Annotated in this window: 13 protein-coding genes and 2 rRNA genes; 9 read left to right on the top strand and 6 right to left on the bottom strand. The window is 61.2% G+C overall.

What is annotated here, in order from left to right; genetic code table 11:
- Positions 1-4: 4 nt before the first annotated feature.
- The 3 genes from GYH29_RS02685 to GYH29_RS02675 form a co-directional block, all read right to left on the bottom strand.
- On the bottom strand, positions 5-511 hold the full coding sequence (locus GYH29_RS02685) for a DUF1993 domain-containing protein (protein WP_043594305.1): 507 nt from the start codon (positions 509-511) through the stop codon (positions 5-7).
- A 168-nt stretch (positions 512-679) separates the two neighbouring features.
- Entirely contained in the window at positions 680-1,012 is a 333-nt protein-coding gene (locus GYH29_RS02680; RefSeq protein WP_141113311.1) for a hypothetical protein, read from the bottom strand.
- A gap of 149 nt (positions 1,013-1,161) precedes the next feature.
- The gene (locus GYH29_RS02675; RefSeq protein ID WP_232060498.1) at positions 1,162-3,408 is read right to left on the bottom strand and encodes a PAS domain S-box protein; all 2,247 of its coding nucleotides are present in this window, start codon (positions 3,406-3,408) and stop codon (positions 1,162-1,164) included.
- Positions 3,409-3,636: 228 nt separating this feature from the next.
- Between GYH29_RS02675 and GYH29_RS02670 the strand changes: the two genes are divergently transcribed.
- The 7 genes from GYH29_RS02670 to GYH29_RS02640 all read left to right on the top strand — a co-directional run bounded on the left by GYH29_RS02670 (position 3,637) and on the right by GYH29_RS02640 (position 12,322).
- A complete protein-coding gene (locus GYH29_RS02670) occupies positions 3,637-4,635 on the top strand; it encodes a TRAP transporter substrate-binding protein (RefSeq protein ID WP_019103477.1) in 999 nt (332 codons plus the stop codon).
- A gap of 100 nt (positions 4,636-4,735) precedes the next feature.
- On the top strand, positions 4,736-5,350 hold the full coding sequence (locus GYH29_RS02665) for a TRAP transporter small permease (RefSeq protein WP_043594301.1): 615 nt from the start codon (positions 4,736-4,738) through the stop codon (positions 5,348-5,350).
- Positions 5,347-6,633, top strand: coding sequence for a TRAP transporter large permease (locus GYH29_RS02660; protein ID WP_043594299.1), 1,287 nt, complete (start codon positions 5,347-5,349; stop codon positions 6,631-6,633). Before GYH29_RS02665 ends, GYH29_RS02660 begins: the two co-directional genes overlap by 4 nt.
- Positions 6,634-6,787: 154 nt before the next feature.
- Entirely contained in the window at positions 6,788-9,064 is a 2,277-nt protein-coding gene (locus GYH29_RS02655) for an NADP-dependent malic enzyme (RefSeq protein ID WP_161523138.1), read from the top strand.
- Between the two features lie 79 nt (positions 9,065-9,143).
- Entirely contained in the window at positions 9,144-9,398 is a 255-nt protein-coding gene (locus GYH29_RS02650; protein WP_043594294.1) for a PhaM family polyhydroxyalkanoate granule multifunctional regulatory protein, read from the top strand.
- Positions 9,399-9,574: 176 nt separating this feature from the next.
- Positions 9,575-11,278, top strand: a complete 1,704-nt coding sequence (locus tag GYH29_RS02645) for an ArnT family glycosyltransferase (RefSeq protein ID WP_161523137.1) — start codon at positions 9,575-9,577, stop codon at positions 11,276-11,278.
- A gap of 120 nt (positions 11,279-11,398) precedes the next feature.
- The gene (locus GYH29_RS02640) at positions 11,399-12,322 is read left to right on the top strand and encodes a VirK/YbjX family protein (RefSeq protein ID WP_019104591.1); all 924 of its coding nucleotides are present in this window, start codon (positions 11,399-11,401) and stop codon (positions 12,320-12,322) included.
- Here GYH29_RS02640 and GYH29_RS02635 read toward each other — a convergent pair.
- A complete protein-coding gene (locus GYH29_RS02635) occupies positions 12,297-12,905 on the bottom strand; it encodes a flavin reductase family protein (RefSeq protein ID WP_043594292.1) in 609 nt (202 codons plus the stop codon). The genes GYH29_RS02640 and GYH29_RS02635 overlap by 26 nt on opposite strands.
- Positions 12,906-13,015: 110 nt before the next feature.
- Here GYH29_RS02635 and dnaE point away from each other — a divergent pair, with 110 nt between their 5' ends.
- A complete protein-coding gene (dnaE, locus tag GYH29_RS02630) occupies positions 13,016-16,465 on the top strand; it encodes a DNA polymerase III subunit alpha (RefSeq protein WP_081576386.1) in 3,450 nt (1,149 codons plus the stop codon).
- A 121-nt stretch (positions 16,466-16,586) separates the two neighbouring features.
- Entirely contained in the window at positions 16,587-17,030 is a 444-nt protein-coding gene (locus GYH29_RS02625) for a GNAT family N-acetyltransferase (RefSeq protein WP_043594288.1), read from the top strand.
- A 105-nt stretch (positions 17,031-17,135) separates the two neighbouring features.
- Here the strand turns inward: GYH29_RS02625 and rrf are convergent.
- Together rrf and GYH29_RS02615 are read right to left on the bottom strand one after the other, a co-directional pair.
- A 5S ribosomal RNA gene (gene rrf, locus GYH29_RS02620) occupies positions 17,136-17,250 on the bottom strand.
- Positions 17,251-17,376: 126 nt separating this feature from the next.
- Positions 17,377-20,265: ribosomal RNA gene (locus tag GYH29_RS02615) — 23S ribosomal RNA — on the bottom strand.
- Positions 20,266-20,532: the final 267 nt, after the last annotated feature.

Below are 20,532 nucleotides of genomic sequence, written 5' to 3'. Positions count from 1 at the left end.
GCGGCTACACGCCGCCCAGGTAGTCCATCTTGCCCAGCGCCACGCCGTTGTGGCGCAGGATGGCGTAGGTGGCGGTGAGGTGGAAATAGAAATTGGGCAGCACAAAGTCCAGCAGATAGTTTTGTCCGCTGAAGCGGATTTCATCGCCGCGCACTTTCAGCACTACTTCCCGCGCCTCGCTGCCGTCGATCTGGGCGGCGTTGAAACCCTGCAAAAACGCCACGGTCTTGGCGATGCGCTGTTGCAAATCGGCAAAGCTGGCTTCATCGTCGGCGTAGCTCGGCACTTCGACACCAGCCAGCCGCGCGACACAGCCCTTGGCGCTGTCGCTGGCGATCTGCACCTGGCGCGTCAGCGCGAACATGTCCGGCGCCAGCCGGGCGTTGAGCAGCACTTCCGGCGCGATATTGCGCGCGGCGGCGTCGGCGGCGGCCTTGTCCAGGATGGCGGACAGATTGTTCAGGCCCCGGATCAGCGCCGGGACGGAGGCTTGGTACATGGAAACGGACATGGCGGGCTCCTGTCGGATGAGGAAAGGCGGACGCGACGGACATGCCGGCGCGCCGCCACAGCATAAGCCAATCCGCCGCCAGGAAACAGACGCCAGCCCGGCCACGGCCCATTCGGCACGACCCGCCGGAAACCGGCGAGCCCAGCGGTTTCACGCGCCCTCAAGGCTTCACGGGCAGGAGATGTGGATACTTTTCGAACCGGCGTAAACATTTTTGCAAGACGCCTTGGAGCCGATGCCGTCCAGGGTGAAATGCGGATCGCTCTTCTGATGGCAGCCTTTGGACACATTCAGCTGGCAGGCGGGCTTGTCGATCATTTCCTTCAGCGAATCGCTTTTATTGCGCAGGTAGGTGGTGGCCTCGGCCTGGGTGTAGGTTTTCACATCGCTGTTGTCGGGATCGTTCCAGCCTTTCTTGAAAGTGATCGCCGCATTGGCGGCCCCCATCGTCAAGGCGGCAAGCAAACCTGCCAATAGACACATCGCGCTTGTGGTTCTCATGAGCCTCTCCTGCCTGAGTGAATGGATGCGCGGCGCTGGCGGGCGACGCATGTCGGTCCAGGCCTCATGACAAACAATAGTGATTGAAGCGCCCGTCGTTCACCTGACCCATCAGCCACTTGTCATTCCACCCTGCTGGATTCAAGGCCTCACTTGGCCAGCGGCAAGGTGAACCAGAAGGCGCAGCCGCCGGCCACGGTGCTGTTGGCGCCAAACTCGCCTCGGTGGAATTCCACGATGGAGCGGCAGATGTTCAGGCCTATGCCCATGCCTTCCGGCTTGGTGGAGTAGAACGGAGTAAACAGATTGCTTTTCATGGCCTCGGACAGGCCGGGGCCGTTGTCCACCACTTCCACCCGCCAGAAGGCGGTGCCGATGGAAGTGCGCACCTTGACCCTGGGGCGCTTGGTCTGGGCCTCTTGCATCGCTTCGATGGCGTTTTTCATCAGATTGAGCAGCACTTGCTCAATCAGCACCGGGTCCATGTCCAGCAGGCAGCCTGCCGGGTCTTGCTCCACCTGCAGCTTGATCCCGGCCTTGACGGCCAGGCCTTCCGCCAGGCCGACGGCGCGCAGCACCACCGGCCCCGGCTCCACGCGTTGCAATTGCGGCTCGTGTTTTTTGACGAAGGCGCGGATGCTGCTGACAATCTGGGCGGCGCGCTTGGCCTGCCCGGCAATTTCCTGAATCGCCTCGCGCACGCCGGCGGGAAGTTCCAGTTCCGCCGGCAGCCGACGGCTAACGCCGGCGGCGTAGGTGTTGATGGCGGTCAGCGGCTGGTTCAGTTCGTGCGCCAGCGAGGAGGCCATCTCGCCCATGGCGATCAGGCGAGAGGTGTTTTGCAGCCGTTCCTGCTGCGCCAGCTCCCGCCCCTCGCGCGCTTTGTCTTCGCTCACGTCGGCCAGGATGGCCAGCCAGGCGGATTCGCCGTTTACCCAGTCGATGCGGCGGCGGTGCATCTGGAACCAGCTGCCGCCGCCGTCGGTGGTGAATTCCAAGCCGTATTCGTCTTGTTCCGGCTGGTCCTGCAGGCCGGGCAGCAGCACACAGCAGGGGCCGTCCGGTTCTTCCGCCAGCCACAGCCGGGCAAACGCGGGGTTGGCGTACAGCAGCAGGCCGCCGCTTTCTTCCATCACGCAAACGCCGGCCACCAGGCCGTTGAGCACGGTGAGAAAGCGCTGGTGGGAGGCGTTGAGCGCCAGCCGCTGCCGCTTGCGTTCGGTGATGTCGAACAAGGAGGCGATCCAGCCGCGCTGGCTGCCGTCGGCCTCCACCAGCGGGGTGGCGTAGAGCCGCACTTCGATGAATTCGCCGTCCTTGCGCGCAAAGCGCAGTTCGAAGCCCTGCGCCGGCTGGCGATGGTCTCGCACCGCGGCGATCGCCGCGGTCATGGCCTCGTGGTCGTCCGCCGGCCAGAATGGATGGGGCGGCGCCTGGCCCACCAGTTCGTCCGCGCTGAAGCCCAGCATGTCGCAGAAGGCGCGGTTGACGCGCACGATGCGCCCTTCGTCCTCCAAGGCCACCAGGCCGCTTTTCATGCAGTCTTCTATCGCCTGGCGCAGCGACACTTCCTTGGCCAGCGCCTGCTCGGCGTGCGCGCGCTCGCGCACGTGGCGGCGGATGCGCCAGGCGGCGTACAGCAGCGCGCTGAGCAGCAGCGCGATCAGGCCGGACAACACCGGCAGGGTCAGACCCAGGCCGGCGCGGTAGCTGACCGCGTGCAGGTAGAGGCCGTAGCCGGGGGGGTCGAAGCTGGTCTGGTGGGAGATGGTGCCGGGGCGCTCCGCCGGGTCGAACTTGCTGGCCAGCGTTTTGCCGCTCAGGTCCTGGATGCTGATGTAGTTCTTGGAGGCGATCCACCACGGCACTTGGTTGAACAGCAGCAGATCCAGTTGGTAGGTCAGCCGCAGCCCGCCCAGGGCCTTGCCGTCGTGGACGATGGGCACGGCCAGGTCGAAACGATATTTGCCGTCGCTGCCCTGATAAGGCGCGCCGTAGCTGGGGCGCAACAATCGGTTGGCGCGCCACAACGCGTCGAAGGTTTCGCCGGAGAGCACGCTGCCGTCGCGGCGGGTGCCGTGCTGGTCGCGCAGCACCTTGCCGTCCAGGTCTACCTGCTGGATGTTCAACAGTTCCGGGTTGCCCCGCAGGTAAAACGCGGCTTGCCGAGCAAAACGCTGACTGTCGATATTGCCGCTCTCTATTTCCCGGCCCAGGTTTTCAGCCCATTCTTGCTGCCCCTCCAGATACATGCGCAAAGACTGCTCCAGCCACAGCACTTCCTGGATCAGGTTGTCTTGCTGTTCGTCGCGCCAGTCGCGGTACACCAGATAGAACAGGCTGCCCAGCGCCAGCAGCAGGGCCAACAGCAAGGCGCTGACGCTGAGCCAAAGCATGCGGGGAGAGCGGCGGGAGAACGTGGTTTTTATCTGCATGGAATGTTAGGGAAAATCCTGATGCTGAAGTCCCTAATGGCCGGGAGAAGAAACTGCTCCTACTTTACACTGTAAAACTCGACTGTCCAGAAGGATGGCATAACAGAGCGCGAAGCCGGCGGCACAATATAGTGGCCATTGCACAACGCGCCATCACACCTAAACGCAATACAGCTTTTGGAGAGAGAGATGAAACTGCAAATCGCCGCCTTGGCCATCCTGGCCGGCAGTCTGTCCGGCGTCGCCTGCGCCGCCGGGGAAATCGTCATCAAGTTCAGCCATGTTGTCGCTCAGGACACCCCCAAGGGCAAGGCCGCCGAGTACTTCAAGAAGCTGGCGGAGGAACGCACCAAGGGCAAGGTCAAGGTGCAAGTTTACCCCAACAGCCAATTGTACAAGGACAAGGAAGAGCTGGAGGCGCTGCAATTGGGCGCGGTGCAGATGCTAGCGCCCAGCCTGGCCAAGTTCGGCCCGCTGGGGGTCAAGGAGTTCGAAGTTTTCGACCTGCCCTACATCTTCGACAACTACGACGAGTTGCACAAAGTCACCCAGGGTCCGGTGGGCCAGCAGTTGCTGGGCAAGCTGGACAGCAAGGGCATCAAGGGGCTGGCATTCTGGGACAACGGCTTCAAACATTTTTCCGCCAATAAGCCGCTCAAATCCCCGGCCGACCTCAAAGGCCTGAAAATGCGCATTCAGTCGTCCAAGGTGCTGGACGAGCAAATGCGCGCTCTGGGCGCGCTGCCGCAGGTGATGGCCTTCTCCGAGGTGTATCAGGCACTGCAGACCGGCGTGGTGGACGGCACCGAAAACCCGCCGTCCAATATGTACACCCAGAAAATGTACGAGGTCCAGAAACATATGACCACCACTGCCCATGGTTATCTGGGCTACGCGGTGATCGTCAACAAGCGCTTCTGGGACGGCCTGCCCGCCGACGTGCGCGGCCAACTGGACAGCGCGATACGAGACGCGACCAAGTACGCCAACGACATCGCCAAGAAAGAAAACGACGCCGACTTGGCCAAGATCGCCAAATCCGGCAAGACAGCCATCTACAACCCCACTCCGACCGAACGCGAGGCGTTCAAGAAGGCCATGCTCCCCGTCCACACCAAGATGGCGGAGCGGGTCGGCCCGGCGTTGATCAAGACCATCTACCAGCAAACCGGCTTCTCCGCCAACTAATAGCGCTGCGACTGAGACACCGCCCCGCGGCTGCGCGCCCCCCGCGCCGTCGCGGCGGTCGGCGCGCAGCCGTCCGTCCTTCTTTTCCCGGAGACGCCCGATGCTGAAATTCCTGGATCACCTCGAAGAGTGGTTGATTGCGAGCTTCATGGCCGCCGCCACCCTCATCACCTTTGTCGCGGTGACGCACCGCTACGCCGCAGGCACCGAGCTGTTACACCCACTGGTCAGCCACATCAATCTGGCCTGGTCGCAAGAGCTGACCATTTACCTATTCGTGTGGATGGCCAAGTTCGGCGCGGCCTACGGCGTGCGCACCGGTATCCATGTCGGCGTGGACGTGTTGATCAACCAGCTGCAAGACAAGAACCGCGCTCGCTTCATCGTGTTCGGCTTGCTGGCCGGCGCGCTGTTCACCGCCATCGTCGGCACCTTGGGCGCCGCCTTCGTCTGGGAGATCGCCCACACGGACCAAACCTCAGCCGACCTTGAAATGCCGATGTGGATCGTGTACCTGGCGGTGCCTTGCGGCTCGCTGCTGATGTGCTTTCGCTTCCTGCAAGTAGCCTGGGCCTTCGTCAAAACCGGCATCCTCCCCAAGCACGACCACGCCCACGTGGAAGGCATGGACGATGAGGGCGGGGTGGACAACTGGTACGCCCTGGACGACAACCTCCATCCGCACGACATCTCCCGTCGAGGAGACAAGAAATGAACGCGCTCATCATTTTCAGCCTGCTGCTCGTCCTGATGCTCTCCGGCATGCCCATCTCGATTTCCCTGGGCCTGACGGTGCTGACCTTTCTGTTCACCATGACCCAGGTACCGATTGAGGCGGTGGCGCTCAAGCTGTTCACCGGCATCGAAAAGTTCGAGATCATGGCGATTCCGTTCTTCATCCTGGCCGGCAACTTTCTGACCCATGGCGGCGTGGCCAAACGCATGATCAATTTCGCCACCAGCCTAGTGGGCCATTGGCACGGCGGCCTGGGCCTGGCGGGGGTGCTGGCCTGCGCGCTATTCGCCGCGGTCTCCGGCTCCAGCCCGGCCACGGTGGTGGCCATCGGCTCCATCCTGTTGCCCGCCATGGTCAAGCAGGGCTTTCCCAACCGTTTCGGCGCCGGGGTGATCACTACCTCCGGCGCGCTGGGCATCCTGATCCCGCCTTCCATTGTGATGGTGATGTATTCCGTGGCCACCAACACCTCGGTGGGACAGTTGTTCATGGCCGGCGTCGTGCCTGGCCTGATGCTGGCCACCTTGCTGGGCTTCACCACCTGGTACCGCGCGCGCAAATTCGGCTATCCGCGCCTGGCCAAAGCCAGCTGGGGCCAGCGCTGGCGCGCCTTCCGCAAATCCATGTGGGGCCTCTTCCTGATCGTGGTGGTGATAGGCGGCATCTACAGCGGCATCTTCACGCCCACCGAGGCCGCCGCCATGTCCGCGGTCTACGCCTTCATCGTGGCCGTCTTCGTCTACAAGGATATGACGCTGAAGCAGGTGCCCAAGGTGTTGCTGGATTCGGCCAGCATGTCCGCCATGCTGCTCTACATCATCACCAACGCGGTGCTGTTCTCCTTCCTGATGACCAGCGAGGGCATCCCCCAGGCCATGGCCGGCTGGCTGATCGACGCCGGTCTCGGCCCCATCGCCTTCCTGCTGGTCGTCAACATCCTCCTGCTTTTGGCCGGCAATGTGATGGAACCTTCCTCTATCGTCTTGATCTTGGCCCCCATTCTGTTCCCGGTGGCCACCGCGCTGGGCATCAATCCGGTTCACTTCGGCATTCTCATCGTCGTCAACATGGAGGTGGGCATGTGCCACCCGCCGGTGGGATTGAACCTTTACGTCGCGTCCGGGATCACCAAGATGGGCATCACCGAACTGACGGTGGCAGTATGGCCCTGGCTGCTGACCATGCTGGGCTTCCTCGTTGCGGTGACTTATGTGCCGGAAATCTCGCTGTGGCTGCCGCGCGCGTTGGGCATGCTGAATTAGCGGCGTCCGACGGACATGAAAACGCGATGGCCAACGCCATCGCGTTTTTTGTCCGACAAGACGATAGCCCCGCCCGCCGTTAAGCCCGTATAATGTGTAGTTACTCTCTTACACCAACCAACCACCTAAAGATCAACCTCAGGAGTCCCAGAGAATGGACGAGCAATTGCGCCAGAGCGCACTGGAATACCACCAGTACCCCAACCCGGGCAAAATCCAGGTTGCCCCGACCAAGCCTCTCACCACCCAACGCGACCTCGCCCTGGCCTACTCCCCTGGAGTGGCGGCCGCCTGCGACGCCATCGTGGAAGATCCGCTGAACGCCTACAAATACACTGCGCGCGGCAATCTGGTCGCGGTGATCTCCAACGGCACCGCCGTGCTGGGCCTGGGCAATATCGGCGCGCTGGCCGGCAAGCCGGTGATGGAAGGCAAGGGCGTGTTGTTCAAGAAGTTCGCCGGCATTGACGTATTCGATATCGAGGTCAACGAACTGGACCCGGACAAACTGGTGGACATCATCTGTTCGCTGGAGCCCACCTTCGGCGGCATCAACCTTGAAGACATCAAAGCGCCCGAGTGCTTCTATATCGAGAAGAAGTGCCGCGAACGCATGAATATTCCGGTGTTCCACGACGACCAGCACGGCACCGCCATCGTGGCCGCCGCCGCAGTGCTCAACGGCCTGCGCCTGGTGGAGAAGGACATCGCTCAAGTGCGCGTGGTGGCTTCCGGCGCCGGCGCCGCCGCCATCGCCTGCCTGGACCTGCTGGTGGCCCTGGGCGTGAAACGCGAGAACATCACCGTCTGCGACTCCAAGGGCGTGATCTACGAAGGCCGCGACGAGAAGCTGGACGACTCCAAAAAGCGCTACGCGATCAAGGACAACGGCCAGCGCAAGCTCGCCGACGCCATGGCCGGCGCCGACATCTTCATGGGCCTGTCCGGTCCCAAGCTTGTGTCCCAAGACATGGTCAAATCCATGGCCCGCGCACCGCTGATCCTGGCCATGGCCAACCCGGAGCCGGAAATCCTGCCGCCGCTGGTCAAGGAAGTTCGCCCGGACGCCATCATCGGCACCGGCCGTTCGGACTACCCTAACCAGGTCAACAACGTGCTGTGCTTCCCCTTCATCTTCCGCGGCGCGCTGGACGTGGGCGCCACCACCATCAATGAAGAGATGAAGCTGGCCACGGTGCGCGCCATCGCCGATCTGGCGCTGGCCGAGCAGAACGACGTGGTGGCCACCGCCTACGGCGACCAGGAACTGTCGTTTGGCCCGGAATACGTGATTCCGAAACCGTTCGACCCGCGCCTGATCGTCAAGATCGCCCCCGCCGTGGCCAAGGCCGCGATGGATTCCGGCGTCGCCACCCGCCCGATTCAGGACTTCGACGCCTACGCCGATCAACTGGCCCAGTTCGTGTACAAGACCAATTTGTTCATGAAGCCGGTGTTCGCCCAGGCCAAGAAGGACCCGAAACGCGTGGTGCTGACCGAGGGCGAGGACGAGCGCGTGCTGCACGCCACTCAGGAAATCGTCACCCAGGGTCTGGCCAAACCAATCCTGATCGGCCGCCCCAGCGTCATCGACATGCGCATCCAGAAGCTGGGCCTAAAGCTGGTGGCCGGCAAGGACTTCGAGATCGTCAACAACGAATCCGATCCGCGCTTCGCCGAGTACTGGAAAGAGTACTACCAGCTGACCAAGCGCAAGGGCGTGTCGCAGGAACAGGCTCGCCGCCGCGTGATCGGGAATACCACGCTGATCGGCGCGATGATGGTGCGCCGCGGCGACGCCGACGCGATGATCTGCGGCACCTACGGGCCGTACCGTCAGCACTTCGACATCGTTGAAACCGTGCTCGGCTACAACAACCCGGAGCAAGTGGCCGGCGCGATGAACGCGCTGATCCTGCCCACCGGCAACATCTTCATCGCCGACACCTACGTCAACGCCGACCCGAGCGCCGAGCAACTGGCCAGCATCACCCGCATGGCCAGCGAGTCGATCAAGCGCTTCGGCATCGCGCCCAAGGCCGCGCTGCTGTCCAACTCCAGCTTCGGCACTCTGAACAGCGCGTCGGCGCAGAAGATGCGCGCCGCCTTCGACCAGATCCGCTCCGCGCAGCCGGACCTGGAAATCGACGGCGAGATGCAGGGCGACGCCGCGCTGGTGGAAAGCATCCGCAACCAGGCGATGCCGGACAGCACGCTGAAAGGCTCCGCCAACCTGCTGATCATGCCTAACGTGGAAGCCGCCAACATCAGCTACAACCTGTTGCGCGTCTCCGCCTCCGACGGCGTGACCATCGGCCCTATCCTGATGGGCATGAGCAAGCCGGCCCACATTCTGACCCCGATCGCCTCGGTTCGCCGCATCGTCAACATGGTGGCCCTGGCCGCCGTGGACGCGCAGAACAGCAAGTAAGCGTCGGCCTGGATGTAAAGGCATATACTGAACGGGCAAGCGCAGATTGCCCGTTTTTTCTTCGCCGAGGGAGCAGCCCATGAGCAACGAATTCAACCCCAACGATCCCTTCGCCCTGTTCCGCCAGTTCTGGCAAACCGCCACCCCGCCGGGCATGCAGCCGTTTCTACCGCCGATGAGCGAGGAGGAGATAGACCGCAAGCTGGCCGAATTGCGCGTGGTGGAAAGCTGGCTGACCATGAATATGGGCATGCTCAGCATGCAGATAAAAGCCCTGGAAATGCAGAGGTCCGCGCTGCACTCGATGCGGCCAAAAGACCCGCCGCACAATTGAAGCAGCCCCCTTCCCATGCGGCCAAGCTCAAGTTTGCTTGAAGCGCAAACAACGCTACACTCTACCGTCCGGCCGCGGACCTTCCTGGCAGAAGCCCGTGGCCGCTACGCATTATCGTGATGAACGGGACGGCGCGCCCTCCCCTTTCCCATAACAACGACTTTTCCGCGGACTCCATGCGTTTTTCCACCCCACCCGCCGAGCAGCCCGCTGACTCCGGCCTGCCGCCCATCCCCGCTTGGCTGTTCTTGCTCATTGCCGTTGCCTGGCTGCTGCCCGGCCTGATAGGCCACGAGCCCTGGAAGCCAGACGAAGCCTATACCTTTGGCCTGGTCCGCCATATCGCAGAGACCGGCGACTGGATCGTGCCGACGCTGGCCGGCGAGCCCTTCATGGAAAAGCCGCCGCTGTTCTTCATCAGCGCCGCCTTCACCATGCAATTGTTCGGCGGCTGGCTCAGCGCGCCGGACGCCGCCCGCCTGGCCGCCGGCGGCTGGATGGCGCTGGCGCTGGCCGGTACCGCCGTCTCCGCCGGCGCCTTGTACGGCCGGCGCGCCGCGGCCTGGGGCGCCTTGCTGCTGCTGGGCTGCCTGGGCTTGCCGATGCGCGCCCATCAAATGATCACCGATACCGCGCTGCTGGCCGGCGTCGCCTGGGGCCTGGCCGGACTGGTGCTGCTGCGCCGGCGCGCCTGGTTAGGCGGCGCGCTGCTGGGCCTGGGCGGAGGCGCCGCCTTCTTGAGCAAGGGCCTGCTGGGCCCCGGCTGCCTGGGCCTGACCGCCTTGCTACTGCCGCTGCACCCCGATTACCGCAACCGCCGTTACGCCGGCGGTCTGCTGCTGGCCGCGCTGATCGGCCTGCCGCTGGCCGCGCTGTGGGGCTTGAGCCTGTACTTGCGCGATCCGGCCTTGTTCCAGCTCTGGTTCAAGGTGAACAACTTCGGCCGTTTCGACGGCAGCGCCCATCTGGGTCCCAAGGCGCCGCGGCTCTTCTACGGCCGCACCCTGCCCTGGTACGGCATCCCGGTGTTGCCACTGGCCTTGTGGGGGCTTTGGCGCGGCCGCCGGCAATGGACCCGAGCCTGGCCCGCCGCGCCTGCCCTGCTCTGGCTGGTGACGCTGACGGTCTTGTCGCTGGCGGGCGACGCCCGCGAACTGTATGCGATGCCCCTGCTGCTGCCGCTGGCGCTGCTGGCCATCACCGGCTTGCGCGCCGGCGAAGCCCACCGCGGCTGGCGCGCGCTGTCCGGCTTCAGCCTTCTGCTCTGCCTGACGCTGGGCGCCGTCGTGCTGGCGATCGCCTGGGTGCTCTCCACAGGCGAGCCCGCGCAATTCGCCCGCCACCTGCTGCACCGCAAATTCACCGACTGGCATCCGCAATGGCACCCGTGGACCTGGATGGCCTTCGGCCTGATTGCCGGCGGCGTGGCCTGCTTATGGCGGCGTTTCCCATCAAACACGGCTCCCGGCTTTGCTTGGCGCTGGAGCCTGACCATCGTGCTGTTGTGGGGTGGTCTAGCCACATTGTGGCTGCCGGCGCTGGATCACGGTATGCGCTATCGCGAAACTTTCGCTCCACTGCGCCCCGTCCTCGCCGACATCGGCCGACAGGGCGAGTGCGTCGCCAGCGTCGGCCTGGGCGAGCCGCAACGCGCGCTGCTGGACTACTACGCCGACTACCGCACGCTGCGGCTGGAAAGCACGCCGCAGGCCAAAAACTGCCGCTGGCTGCTGGTCCAGTCCCTGCACGACCAGTTGCCGCCCTACCTGGCCGGCCTGAAGCCCGCGGAAAGTTTTCAACGTCCGGGCGACCCCAAGGAGCGCTTCCGCCTTTACCGGCTGGAGCAGCCGCTGGGCCTGCTGTTGAAGGCCAAGAAATAATTACAAAGGAATCAATTTCAGGCGAAACCGTCACAATTCGTCACATTTTGCCCAATATTCCTTAACAATCACAGCGCCGGGATAACGTAGCCTTAACCCTTTTTTTCTTGAGGTTATGGTATGTCGGCGCTGAACGCAGTGGATTTGTTCTGGTCCCTGGCCAGTGGGCGCTTCTCCCGCGAGGACGGATTCGACGAAGGGAAGAACCGCTGTAAATTCGCGCTACGCGGACTGCTGACCTTGCCATGGACTCTACGCTGGCTGGATAGCTGGGGCCAACCCGCTCTACGCCGCCACCTGCAGGCTAATCCTAGGCTGGCCTGCAAGCTCCATCGCCCCTACCTATATCGTTCTCTTGGCCCAAGCGGCAAACTGGCGGCCTTACGCGAACACTATCAGACGCTGGCCGAGCGTGTGTCTCCCACCGCCTACCGCAGCCTGCTCTGCGACGCAGGCCTGACGCTGGCCGAGTTGCTCGGCAAAAACGACGCCGCGATCACGGCGGTGCTGACGCACCGCCACAGCTTCGACAAAGAGGGCGAACTATCCTTGCAAATTTGCTCGGAGGAGCGGGTCGCCATCGCCACGCTGACTTTCACCATCACCCGCCGCCAGGGCGAAACCGCCATCATCATCGGCGGCCTGCAAGGCCCGCGCAAACCCCATGGCGCGGAAGCCGTGCACCAGCTGACCAAGCAAAGTCATGGGCTGTTTCCCAAGCGCTTGGCAGTGGAGGCCTTGATCGCGCTGGCTCGGGAGATAGGCGCCAGCCAGGTACTGGCGGTCAGCAAATGGCAGCATATCTACAGCTCTTGGCGCTATCGTCGTGAATTCTTCGCCGATTATGATAGCTTCTGGGACACCTTCGATGCCCAGCCCACCGCTTGCAAACGTTTCTTCAGCCTGCCTCTGCAATTGCCGCGCAAGCCCCTGACCGAGATCGCCAGCAAGAAGCGCGCGGAATATCAGCGGCGCTACGCGCTGCTGGACGAACTGAACAGCCAAAGCCGCCGCGCCGTCACGCTCCCGGCCGCCGCAAACTGAAGGCGGGCTCGGCGCGGCTGAACTCGTCGCCTCCCAATTTGCCCACCAAGGCCAGGACCTCGCCCGCCACGCGACCATCGCGCCACGCCTCATCCGCCACATGCACGTGACGCACCTCGCCCAACACCAGGTTGCCGGCGCCCGCGCCATCGCCCAAGGCCAGGCACTGGGTCAACACGCACTCGAAGCGAAGCGGCGCCTGCTCCACACCCGGAGCCCTCACCTGCCGGCTGCGCGCCTTGGCTACACCAGCCAGATCGAACTCGTCCACATCCGGCGCGTAAGGGCCGCAGCTCAGATTCATCTCTTCCGCCAAGCGTTCCGGCACCACGTTAACCACAAACTCCCCGGTAGCGCGAATATTAGCCAAGGTGTCCTTCACCCCGCCGTCGGCCGGCGTCAGAATGCTCAGCGCCAGCACCGGCGGCTTCACGCTGGCCACGGTGAAAAAGGAAAACGGCGCCAAGTTGGCCACGCCCCGCAAATCCTGGGTGCTGACCCAGGCAATGGGCCGGGGCAGCACGCTGCCCACCAGCAAGGGATACACCGCTTCGGGCGGCAGCATCTTGATGTCGCAGTCCATATCAACTCCTCTCTGATGCCATCATTCTAATGCTGCAAAGCAGCAAAATACTAGCGCGCCAAATGCGCCCGGCGATGGTGTCGCAACCGCTCGGCAGGTAAAATGGCGTGATGAACTCACCTCGTTTTATCCATCTGCGCCTCCACTCGGAGTTCTCCATCACCGACGGCATCGTGCGCCTGGATGACGCCATCAAGCGCGCCATCAAGGACAATATGCCCGCGGTGGGCATGTCCGATCTGATGAACATCTTCGGCATGGTCAAGTTCTACAAGGGCTGCCGGGACAAAGGCATCAAGCCCATCGTGTCCTGCGATGTCTGGCTGGAAAACGAGGAAGACCGCGATAAGCCTTATCGCCTGATGCTGACGGTCAAGAACCGTCAGGGCTACGGGCGCTTGTGCGAACTGCTGGCCGACGCCTATACCCACAACCAGTACCGCGGCCGTGCCGAGCTCAAGCGCGCCTGGCTGGAAAACGGCGACAACAGCGGCCTGATCTGCCTGTCCGGCGCTCACCTGGGTGACGTTGGCCAAGCCTTGCTGATGGGCCAGCGCGACGAAGCGCGCCGCCGCGCCGAATATTGGGAACGCTGCTTCCCGGACAATTTCTACCTGGAACTGCAACGCCTGGACAACCCGCAGGTGGAAAACGCGGTGCAAGCCTCGCTGTGGCTGGCCGGCGAGATCGGCCTGCCGGTAGTGGCCACCCACCCGATCCAGTTTATGGACCCGGACGATTTCAAGGCCCACGAGGCCCGCGTCTGCATCGCAGAGGGCTTCACCCTGGGCGACAAGCGCCGGCCGCGCAGCTTCGAGGAAAACCAGTACTTCCTGTCCACTGACCAGATGCTGGAGCGCTTCGCCGACATTCCAGAAGCGCTGGAAAACTCAGTGGAAATCGCCCGCCGCTGCAATATCAGCGTGCAACTGGGCAAAAACTACCTGCCGCAATTCCCCACCCCGGACGGCATGACACTGGACGACTACCTGGTGCACCTGTCCCAGGAAGGCCTGGAAGAACGGCTGGCCAAGCTCTACCCCGACCCGGAAGTCCGCGCCCAAGAGCGGCAGCGTTACGACGAGCGCTTGAAGATCGAGTGCGACACCATCATCCAGATGGGCTTCCCCGGCTACTTCCTGATCGTTGCCGACTTCATCAACTGGGCAAAAAACAATGGCTGCCCGGTGGGGCCGGGCCGCGGCTCCGGCGCCGGTTCGCTGGTGGCCTACAGCATAGGCATCACCGATATCGATCCGCTGGCTTACGCGCTGCTGTTCGAACGCTTCCTCAACCCCGAGCGGGTATCGATGCCCGACTTCGACATCGACTTCTGCCAAGACAACCGTTACCGCGTGATCGAGTACGTGCGCCAGAAATACGGCGCCGAGGCGGTATCGCAAATCGCCACCTTCGGCACCATGGCCGCCAAGGCGGTAGTGCGCGACGTTGGCCGGGTGCTGGACCTGCCCTATATGTTCTGCGACGGCGTATCCAAGCTGATTCCGGCCGCGCCCGGCAAGCAGTATTCACTGGACGACGCAGTAGAAATGGAGCCGGTGCTGCGCGAGCGACTGGAAAACGAGGAAGAGCTGCGCGAGCTATGGGAACTGGCCAAGAAGTTGGAAGGCCTGACCCGCAACATCGGCATGCACGCCGGCGGCGTCTTGATCGCGCCGGGCAAAATCACCGACTTCTGCCCGATGTACCAAGCCAGCGCCGACGGCGCGGTGCCGGTATCGATGCTGGACAAGGACGATGTGGAAAAAGTGGGCCTGGTGAAGTTCGACTTCCTGGGCCTGCGCAACCTGACCATTATCGAACTGGCGGTCAACTACATCAAAAACCTGGACCCGAGTTTCGACACCAATCTCAACCTGCTCGAGTTCACCGACCCCGCCGCCTACAAAGTACTGCAACAGGCCAACACTACCGCCGTATTCCAGCTTGAATCGGACGGCATGAAACGGCTGCTGGAAAAACTGAAGCCAGACCGTTTCGAAGACATCATCGCTGTGCTGGCCCTGTATCGACCCGGCCCGCTCGGCTCCGGCATGGTGGACGACTTCATCCTGCGCAAAGCCGGCAAGCAGGAGGTCGATTACTACCACCCGGACCTGCAGGCCTGCCTGGACCCGACTTACGGCGTGATCGTGTATCAGGAACAAGTGATGCAGATCTCGCAGATCATCGGCGGCTACACCCTGGGCGGCGCCGACATGCTGCGGCGCGCGATGGGCAAGAAAAAGCCCGAGGAAATGGCCGAACACCGCGGCAAGATCGCCCAGGGCGCGGCCACCAAGGGCTACGATCCCAAGTTGGCCGAGATGCTGTTCGACCTGATGGCCAAGTTCGCCGAGTACGGCTTCAACAAGTCGCACACCGCCGCCTACGCCGTGGTGTCCTACCAGACCGCCTGGCTCAAGGCCCATCACACCGCGGCCTTCATGGCGGCCACCATGTCCTCTGAATTGGACAACACCGACCAGCTCAAGGTGTTCTACGACGACAGCGTGGACAGCAAAAACGGCCTGATCTTCCTGCCGCCGGACGTCAACCAGAGCTACTACCGCTTCGTGCCGGTAGACCGCAAACACATCCGCTACGCCTTGGGCGCGATCAAAGGCACCGGCGAAGCGGCTGTCGACCACATCGTCGCGGTACGCGCGGAATCCGGCCCGTTCAAGGACCTGTTCGACTTCTGCCGCCGCACCGATAAAAAAATCGTCAACAAGCGCGTGATCGAGGCGCTGATCCGCGCCGGCGCCTTCGACAGCATCGAACCCAACCGGGCCAAGTTGTTCGGCAATGTCGGCCTGGCGATGAACGCCGCCGAGCAAGAACACGCCAACGCCAATCAGGGCGGCCTGTTCGACATGTTCGGCGACGATGTCGCCCCCAGCGTGGAAATGGTGGAAATCAAGCCGTGGAGCGACGCAGTCAAACTGGCGGAGGAAAAGCTGGCCATCGGCTTCTATCTGTCAGGCCATCCCTTCGCCGCGTACGCCAAGGAAATTCGCGGCTTCATCAAAACCCCGCTGTCCCGGCTCAGCCCGCGTAAAGAGCCGCAACTCCTGGCCGGTTTCGTCACTGGCATCCGAGTCAAAGTGGGCAACCGCGGCAAAATGGCCTTCGTCCAGTTGGATGACGGCAGCGCCAAGCTGGAAGTCAGCCTGTTCGCTGAAAGCTTCGAAGCCAACCGCAGCCGGTTGAAAGACGACGTAGTACTGGTGATAGAAGGCAAAGTAAGCGAGGACAACTTCTCCGGCGGCCTGCGCATCGTCGCCGATAAAGTCTATGAATTGGGCGAGGCGCGCAGCCGCTACGCACGCAGCCTGTCGCTGAAGCTTGCCGGCAAGGTGGACGTTAGCAAGCTCAAGTCCCAACTGCATCCGTTCCGCAGCGAGGACGCCGGCTGCCCGGTGCGCATCCATTACAACAACGGCGCGGCCAGCGGCGATCTGATGCTGCCCCCGCCCTGGGGCGTCCGCTTGGACGACGGCCTCTTGCTGGCGCTGCAGGACTGGCTGGGCAACGACAAGGTCAAAGTGATGTGGTGAGCCGCCGCGCTCGCTGCAAGCCGCGCCCAGCGCGGCTTTTTTCTTGTCCCGCGCCTTTGCAAGCGCCGGACATTGCAGTAGGCTTCCCCGCTCAAACGCACACGCAAAAGGATGTTTTCAGATGACGGCACGCCCGGCGCAACTCCAAGACATCGCCCCGGTCTTCCAGATCGAACAAGCGGTATTCGGTCATCACGTCTACCCGGACTTTTTCTTCCGCCAGGCTCACGACCTGTGGCCGGACCTATTCTTCGTCGCGCCAGGCGCTCAAGACGGAGAACTGGGCGGCTACATCATCGGCGCTCCAGGCAGCGGGCAAGGAGAATTCTGGATTATGTCGCTGGCGGTCCATGAGCATTGCCGCGGACAGGGCCTCGGCAAGCAACTGCTGCAGGCCTTGCTGCAGGCGCTGCGGGCGCGCCAGGCCAGCCACGCGAAACTGACGGTCCACCCCGACAACTCCGCGGTCAGGCTGTACCAAAGCCAGGGCTTCTCCGTTATCGAACATCAGCCTCATTACTTCGGCCACAGCGATCCACGCCTGGTCATGCGCGTGGATTTCTAGTTTCCAGACGCGCGAAAGCCTCCCATGGGGAGGCTTGTTGTAGCGCCGTCTCAGCAGCACCAACGCAAAAGCCCAGCTCGTATGAGCTGGGCTTCGCAATCGGGCGTCTGGCGGTGTCCTACTTTCACATGGCGAATGCCACACTATCATCGGCGCTAAGGCGTTTCACGGTCCTGTTCGGGATGGGAAGGCGTGGGACCACCTCGCTATGGCCACCAGACATAAACTGGTACAAACTAGAAGAAGCCTGAGTTGATGTTTCATCAACCCACATATATTCGGTATTCAATTGTGTCGCACAACCACTATCTCATCGTCTCTCGGTTACCCAAGACACTCAAATGATAGGATCAAGCCTCACGAGCAATTAGTATCGGTTAGCTTAACGCCTCACAGCGCTTCCACACCCGACCTATCAACGTCCTGGTCTCGAACGACTCTTCAGGAGGGTCAAGCCCTCAGGGAAGTCTCATCTTCAGGCGAGTTTCCCGCTTAGATGCTTTCAGCGGTTATCTCTTCCGCACTTAGCTACCCGGCAATGCGACTGGCGTCACAACCGGTACACCAGAGGTGCGTCCACTCCGGTCCTCTCGTACTAGGAGCAGCCCCCGTCAAACTTCCAACGCCCACTGCAGATAGGGACCAAACTGTCTCACGACGTTTTGAACCCAGCTCACGTACCACTTTAAATGGCGAACAGCCATACCCTTGGGACCGGCTACAGCCCCAGGATGTGATGAGCCGACATCGAGGTGCCAAACACCGCCGTCGATGTGAACTCTTGGGCGGTATCAGCCTGTTATCCCCGGAGTACCTTTTATCCGTTGAGCGATGGCCCTTCCATTCAGAACCACCGGATCACTATGTCCTGCTTTCGCACCTGCTCGACTTGTCGGTCTCGCAGTTAAGCTACCTTTTGCCATTGCACTATCAGCACGATTTCCGACCGTACCTAGGTAACCTTCGAACTCCTCCGTTACACTTTGGGAGGAGACCGCCCCAGTCAAACTGCCTACCATGCACTGTCCCCAATCCGGATCACGGACCAAGGTTAGAACCTCAAACACACCAGGGTGGTATTTCAAGGACGGCTCCATGAGAACTAGCGTTCCCACTTCATAGCCTCCCACCTATCCTACACAAGTCTGTTCAAAGTCCAATGCAAAGCTACAGTAAAGGTTCACGGGGTCTTTCCGTCTAGCAGCGGGGAGATTGCATCTTCACAAACACTTCAACTTCGCTGAGTCTCAGGAGGAGACAGTGTGGCCATCGTTACGCCATTCGTGCGGGTCGGAACTTACCCGACAAGGAATTTCGCTACCTTAGGACCGTTATAGTTACGGCCGCCGTTTACTGGGGCTTCGATCAAGAGCTTGCACCCCATCACTTAACCTTCCAGCACCGGGCAGGCGTCACACCGTATACGTCCACTTTCGTGTTGGCACAGTGCTGTGTTTTTGTTAAACAGTCGCAGCCACCGATTCTCTGCGACCTCTCAAAGCTCCTCCCGCGGGGGATTCACTCTAAGAGGCATACCTTCTCCCGAAGTTACGGTATCAATTTGCCGAGTTCCTTCTCCTGAGTTCTCTCAAGCGCCTTAGAATTCTCATCCTGCCCACCTGTGTCGGTTTGCGGTACGGTTCTTATGCAGCTGAAGCTTAGTGGCTTTTCCTGGAAGCGTGGTATCAGTCACTTCAGGTCCGTAGACCCTCGTCATCACGTCTCGGCCTTAAGGGAAGGCGGATTTGCCTACCTCCCCAGCCTACCGGCTTAAACAGACTATTCCAACAGTCTGATGACCTAACCTTCTCCGTCCCCACATCGCACTGCATAAAAGTACGGGAATTTTAACCCGTTTCCCATCGACTACGCTTTTCAGCCTCGCCTTAGGGGCCGACTCACCCTACGCCGATGAACGTTGCGTAGGAAACCTTGGGCTTTCGGCGAGCGGGCTTTTCACCCGCTTTATCGCTACTCATGTCAGCATTCGCACTTCTGATATCTCCAGCATCCCTTACGAGACACCTTCTCAGACCTACAGAACGCTCCCCTACCATCTGCACTTACGTGCAAATCCGCAGCTTCGGTTATCAGTTTGAGCCCCGTTACATCTTCCGCGCAGGACGACTCGACCAGTGAGCTATTACGCTTTCTTTAAATGATGGCTGCTTCTAAGCCAACATCCTGGCTGTCTAGGCCTTCCCACTTCGTTTACCACTTAACTGATCATTTGGGACCTTAGCTGGCGGTCTGGGTTGTTTCCCTCTTGACGATGGACGTTAGCACCCACCGTCTGTCTCCCATGCTCGCACTTTCCGGTATTCAGAGTTTGCCATGGTTTGGTAAATCGCAATGACCCCCTAGCCATAACAGTGCTTTACCCCCGGAAGTGATACATGAGGCACTACCTAAATAGTTTTCGGGGAGAACCAGCTATCTCCGAGTTTGTTTAGCCTTTCACCCCTATCCACAGCTCATCCCCTAGTTTTGCAACACTAGTGGGTTCGGACCTCCAGTGCGTGTTACCGCACCTTCATCCTGGCCATGGATAGATCACTCGGTTTCGGGTCTACGCCCAGCAACTAAAACGCCCTATTCGGACTCGGTTTCCCTACGCCTCCCCTATTCGGTTAAGCTCGCTACTGAACGTAAGTCGCTGACCCATTATACAAAAGGTACGCAGTCACGGAACAAGTCCGCTCCCACTGTTTGTATGCATCCGGTTTCAGGTTCTATTTCACTCCCCTCCCGGGGTTCTTTTCGCCTTTCCCTCACGGTACTGGTTCACTATCGGTCGATCATGAGTATTTAGCCTTGGAGGATGGTCCCCCCATCTTCAGACAGGATTTCTCGTGTCCCGCCCTACTTATCGTACGCCTAGTCCTTGGAATGTGTTTTCGTGTACGGGGCTATCACCCACTATGGCGGTCCTTTCCATGAACCTTCCACTAACACAATCCATAACACGTACAGGCTCTTCCGCGTTCGCTCGCCACTACTAACGGAATCTCGGTTGATTTCTTTTCCTGCAGCTACTTAGATGTTTCAGTTCGCTGCGTTCGCCTCCTCGTGCCTATGTATTCAGCACGGGATCTCCTTGCGGAGGGGTTTCCCCATTCGGACATCGCGGGATCAAAGCTCTATTGCCAGCTCCCCCGCGCTTTTCGCAGGCTTACACGTCCTTCTTCGCCTATGATCGCCAAGGCATCCACCAGATGCACTTAGTCGCTTGACCCTATCATTTCAGTAACCTGGATCACTAAAACAACAAGTTGTGTTTGTGCGACGACTACACCGCCCCTTTTGATATGGCGACGTAGCCTAGATACAATCAAATACCCAAGATGACGATCCAGCCAATGAAGAGTTAACTCCATCGTCCTTCTCGCCGTCTTTATATATTCGGCTTCTTCAGTTTGTTAAAGATCAGTGCGTTTAAACAACGCGATCACAGTACTCATTAAGCACTCTGATCGCGACACTCAAACTCGCGAATAACCGA

It is taken from the genome of Chromobacterium haemolyticum (genome assembly GCF_009936155.1).
Lineage (GTDB): Bacteria > Pseudomonadota > Gammaproteobacteria > Burkholderiales > Chromobacteriaceae > Chromobacterium > Chromobacterium haemolyticum.
This window is presented reverse-complemented; position numbering and strand designations above follow the sequence as displayed.

Coding starts and splice junctions, on each gene's coding strand:
- GYH29_RS02685 (WP_043594305.1), bottom strand. CDS start 511: ATGTCCGTTTCCATGTACCAAGCCTCCGTCCCGGCGCTGATCCGGGGC.
- GYH29_RS02680 (WP_141113311.1), bottom strand. CDS start 1,012: ATGAGAACCACAAGCGCGATGTGTCTATTGGCAGGTTTGCTTGCCGCC.
- GYH29_RS02675 (WP_232060498.1), bottom strand. CDS start 3,408: ATGCTTTGGCTCAGCGTCAGCGCCTTGCTGTTGGCCCTGCTGCTGGCG.
- GYH29_RS02670 (WP_019103477.1), top strand. CDS start 3,637: ATGAAACTGCAAATCGCCGCCTTGGCCATCCTGGCCGGCAGTCTGTCC.
- GYH29_RS02665 (WP_043594301.1), top strand. CDS start 4,736: ATGCTGAAATTCCTGGATCACCTCGAAGAGTGGTTGATTGCGAGCTTC.
- GYH29_RS02660 (WP_043594299.1), top strand. CDS start 5,347: ATGAACGCGCTCATCATTTTCAGCCTGCTGCTCGTCCTGATGCTCTCC.
- GYH29_RS02655 (WP_161523138.1), top strand. CDS start 6,788: ATGGACGAGCAATTGCGCCAGAGCGCACTGGAATACCACCAGTACCCC.
- GYH29_RS02650 (WP_043594294.1), top strand. CDS start 9,144: ATGAGCAACGAATTCAACCCCAACGATCCCTTCGCCCTGTTCCGCCAG.
- GYH29_RS02645 (WP_161523137.1), top strand. CDS start 9,575: ATGCGTTTTTCCACCCCACCCGCCGAGCAGCCCGCTGACTCCGGCCTG.
- GYH29_RS02640 (WP_019104591.1), top strand. CDS start 11,399: ATGTCGGCGCTGAACGCAGTGGATTTGTTCTGGTCCCTGGCCAGTGGG.
- GYH29_RS02635 (WP_043594292.1), bottom strand. CDS start 12,905: ATGGACTGCGACATCAAGATGCTGCCGCCCGAAGCGGTGTATCCCTTG.
- dnaE (WP_081576386.1), top strand. CDS start 13,016: ATGAACTCACCTCGTTTTATCCATCTGCGCCTCCACTCGGAGTTCTCC.
- GYH29_RS02625 (WP_043594288.1), top strand. CDS start 16,587: ATGACGGCACGCCCGGCGCAACTCCAAGACATCGCCCCGGTCTTCCAG.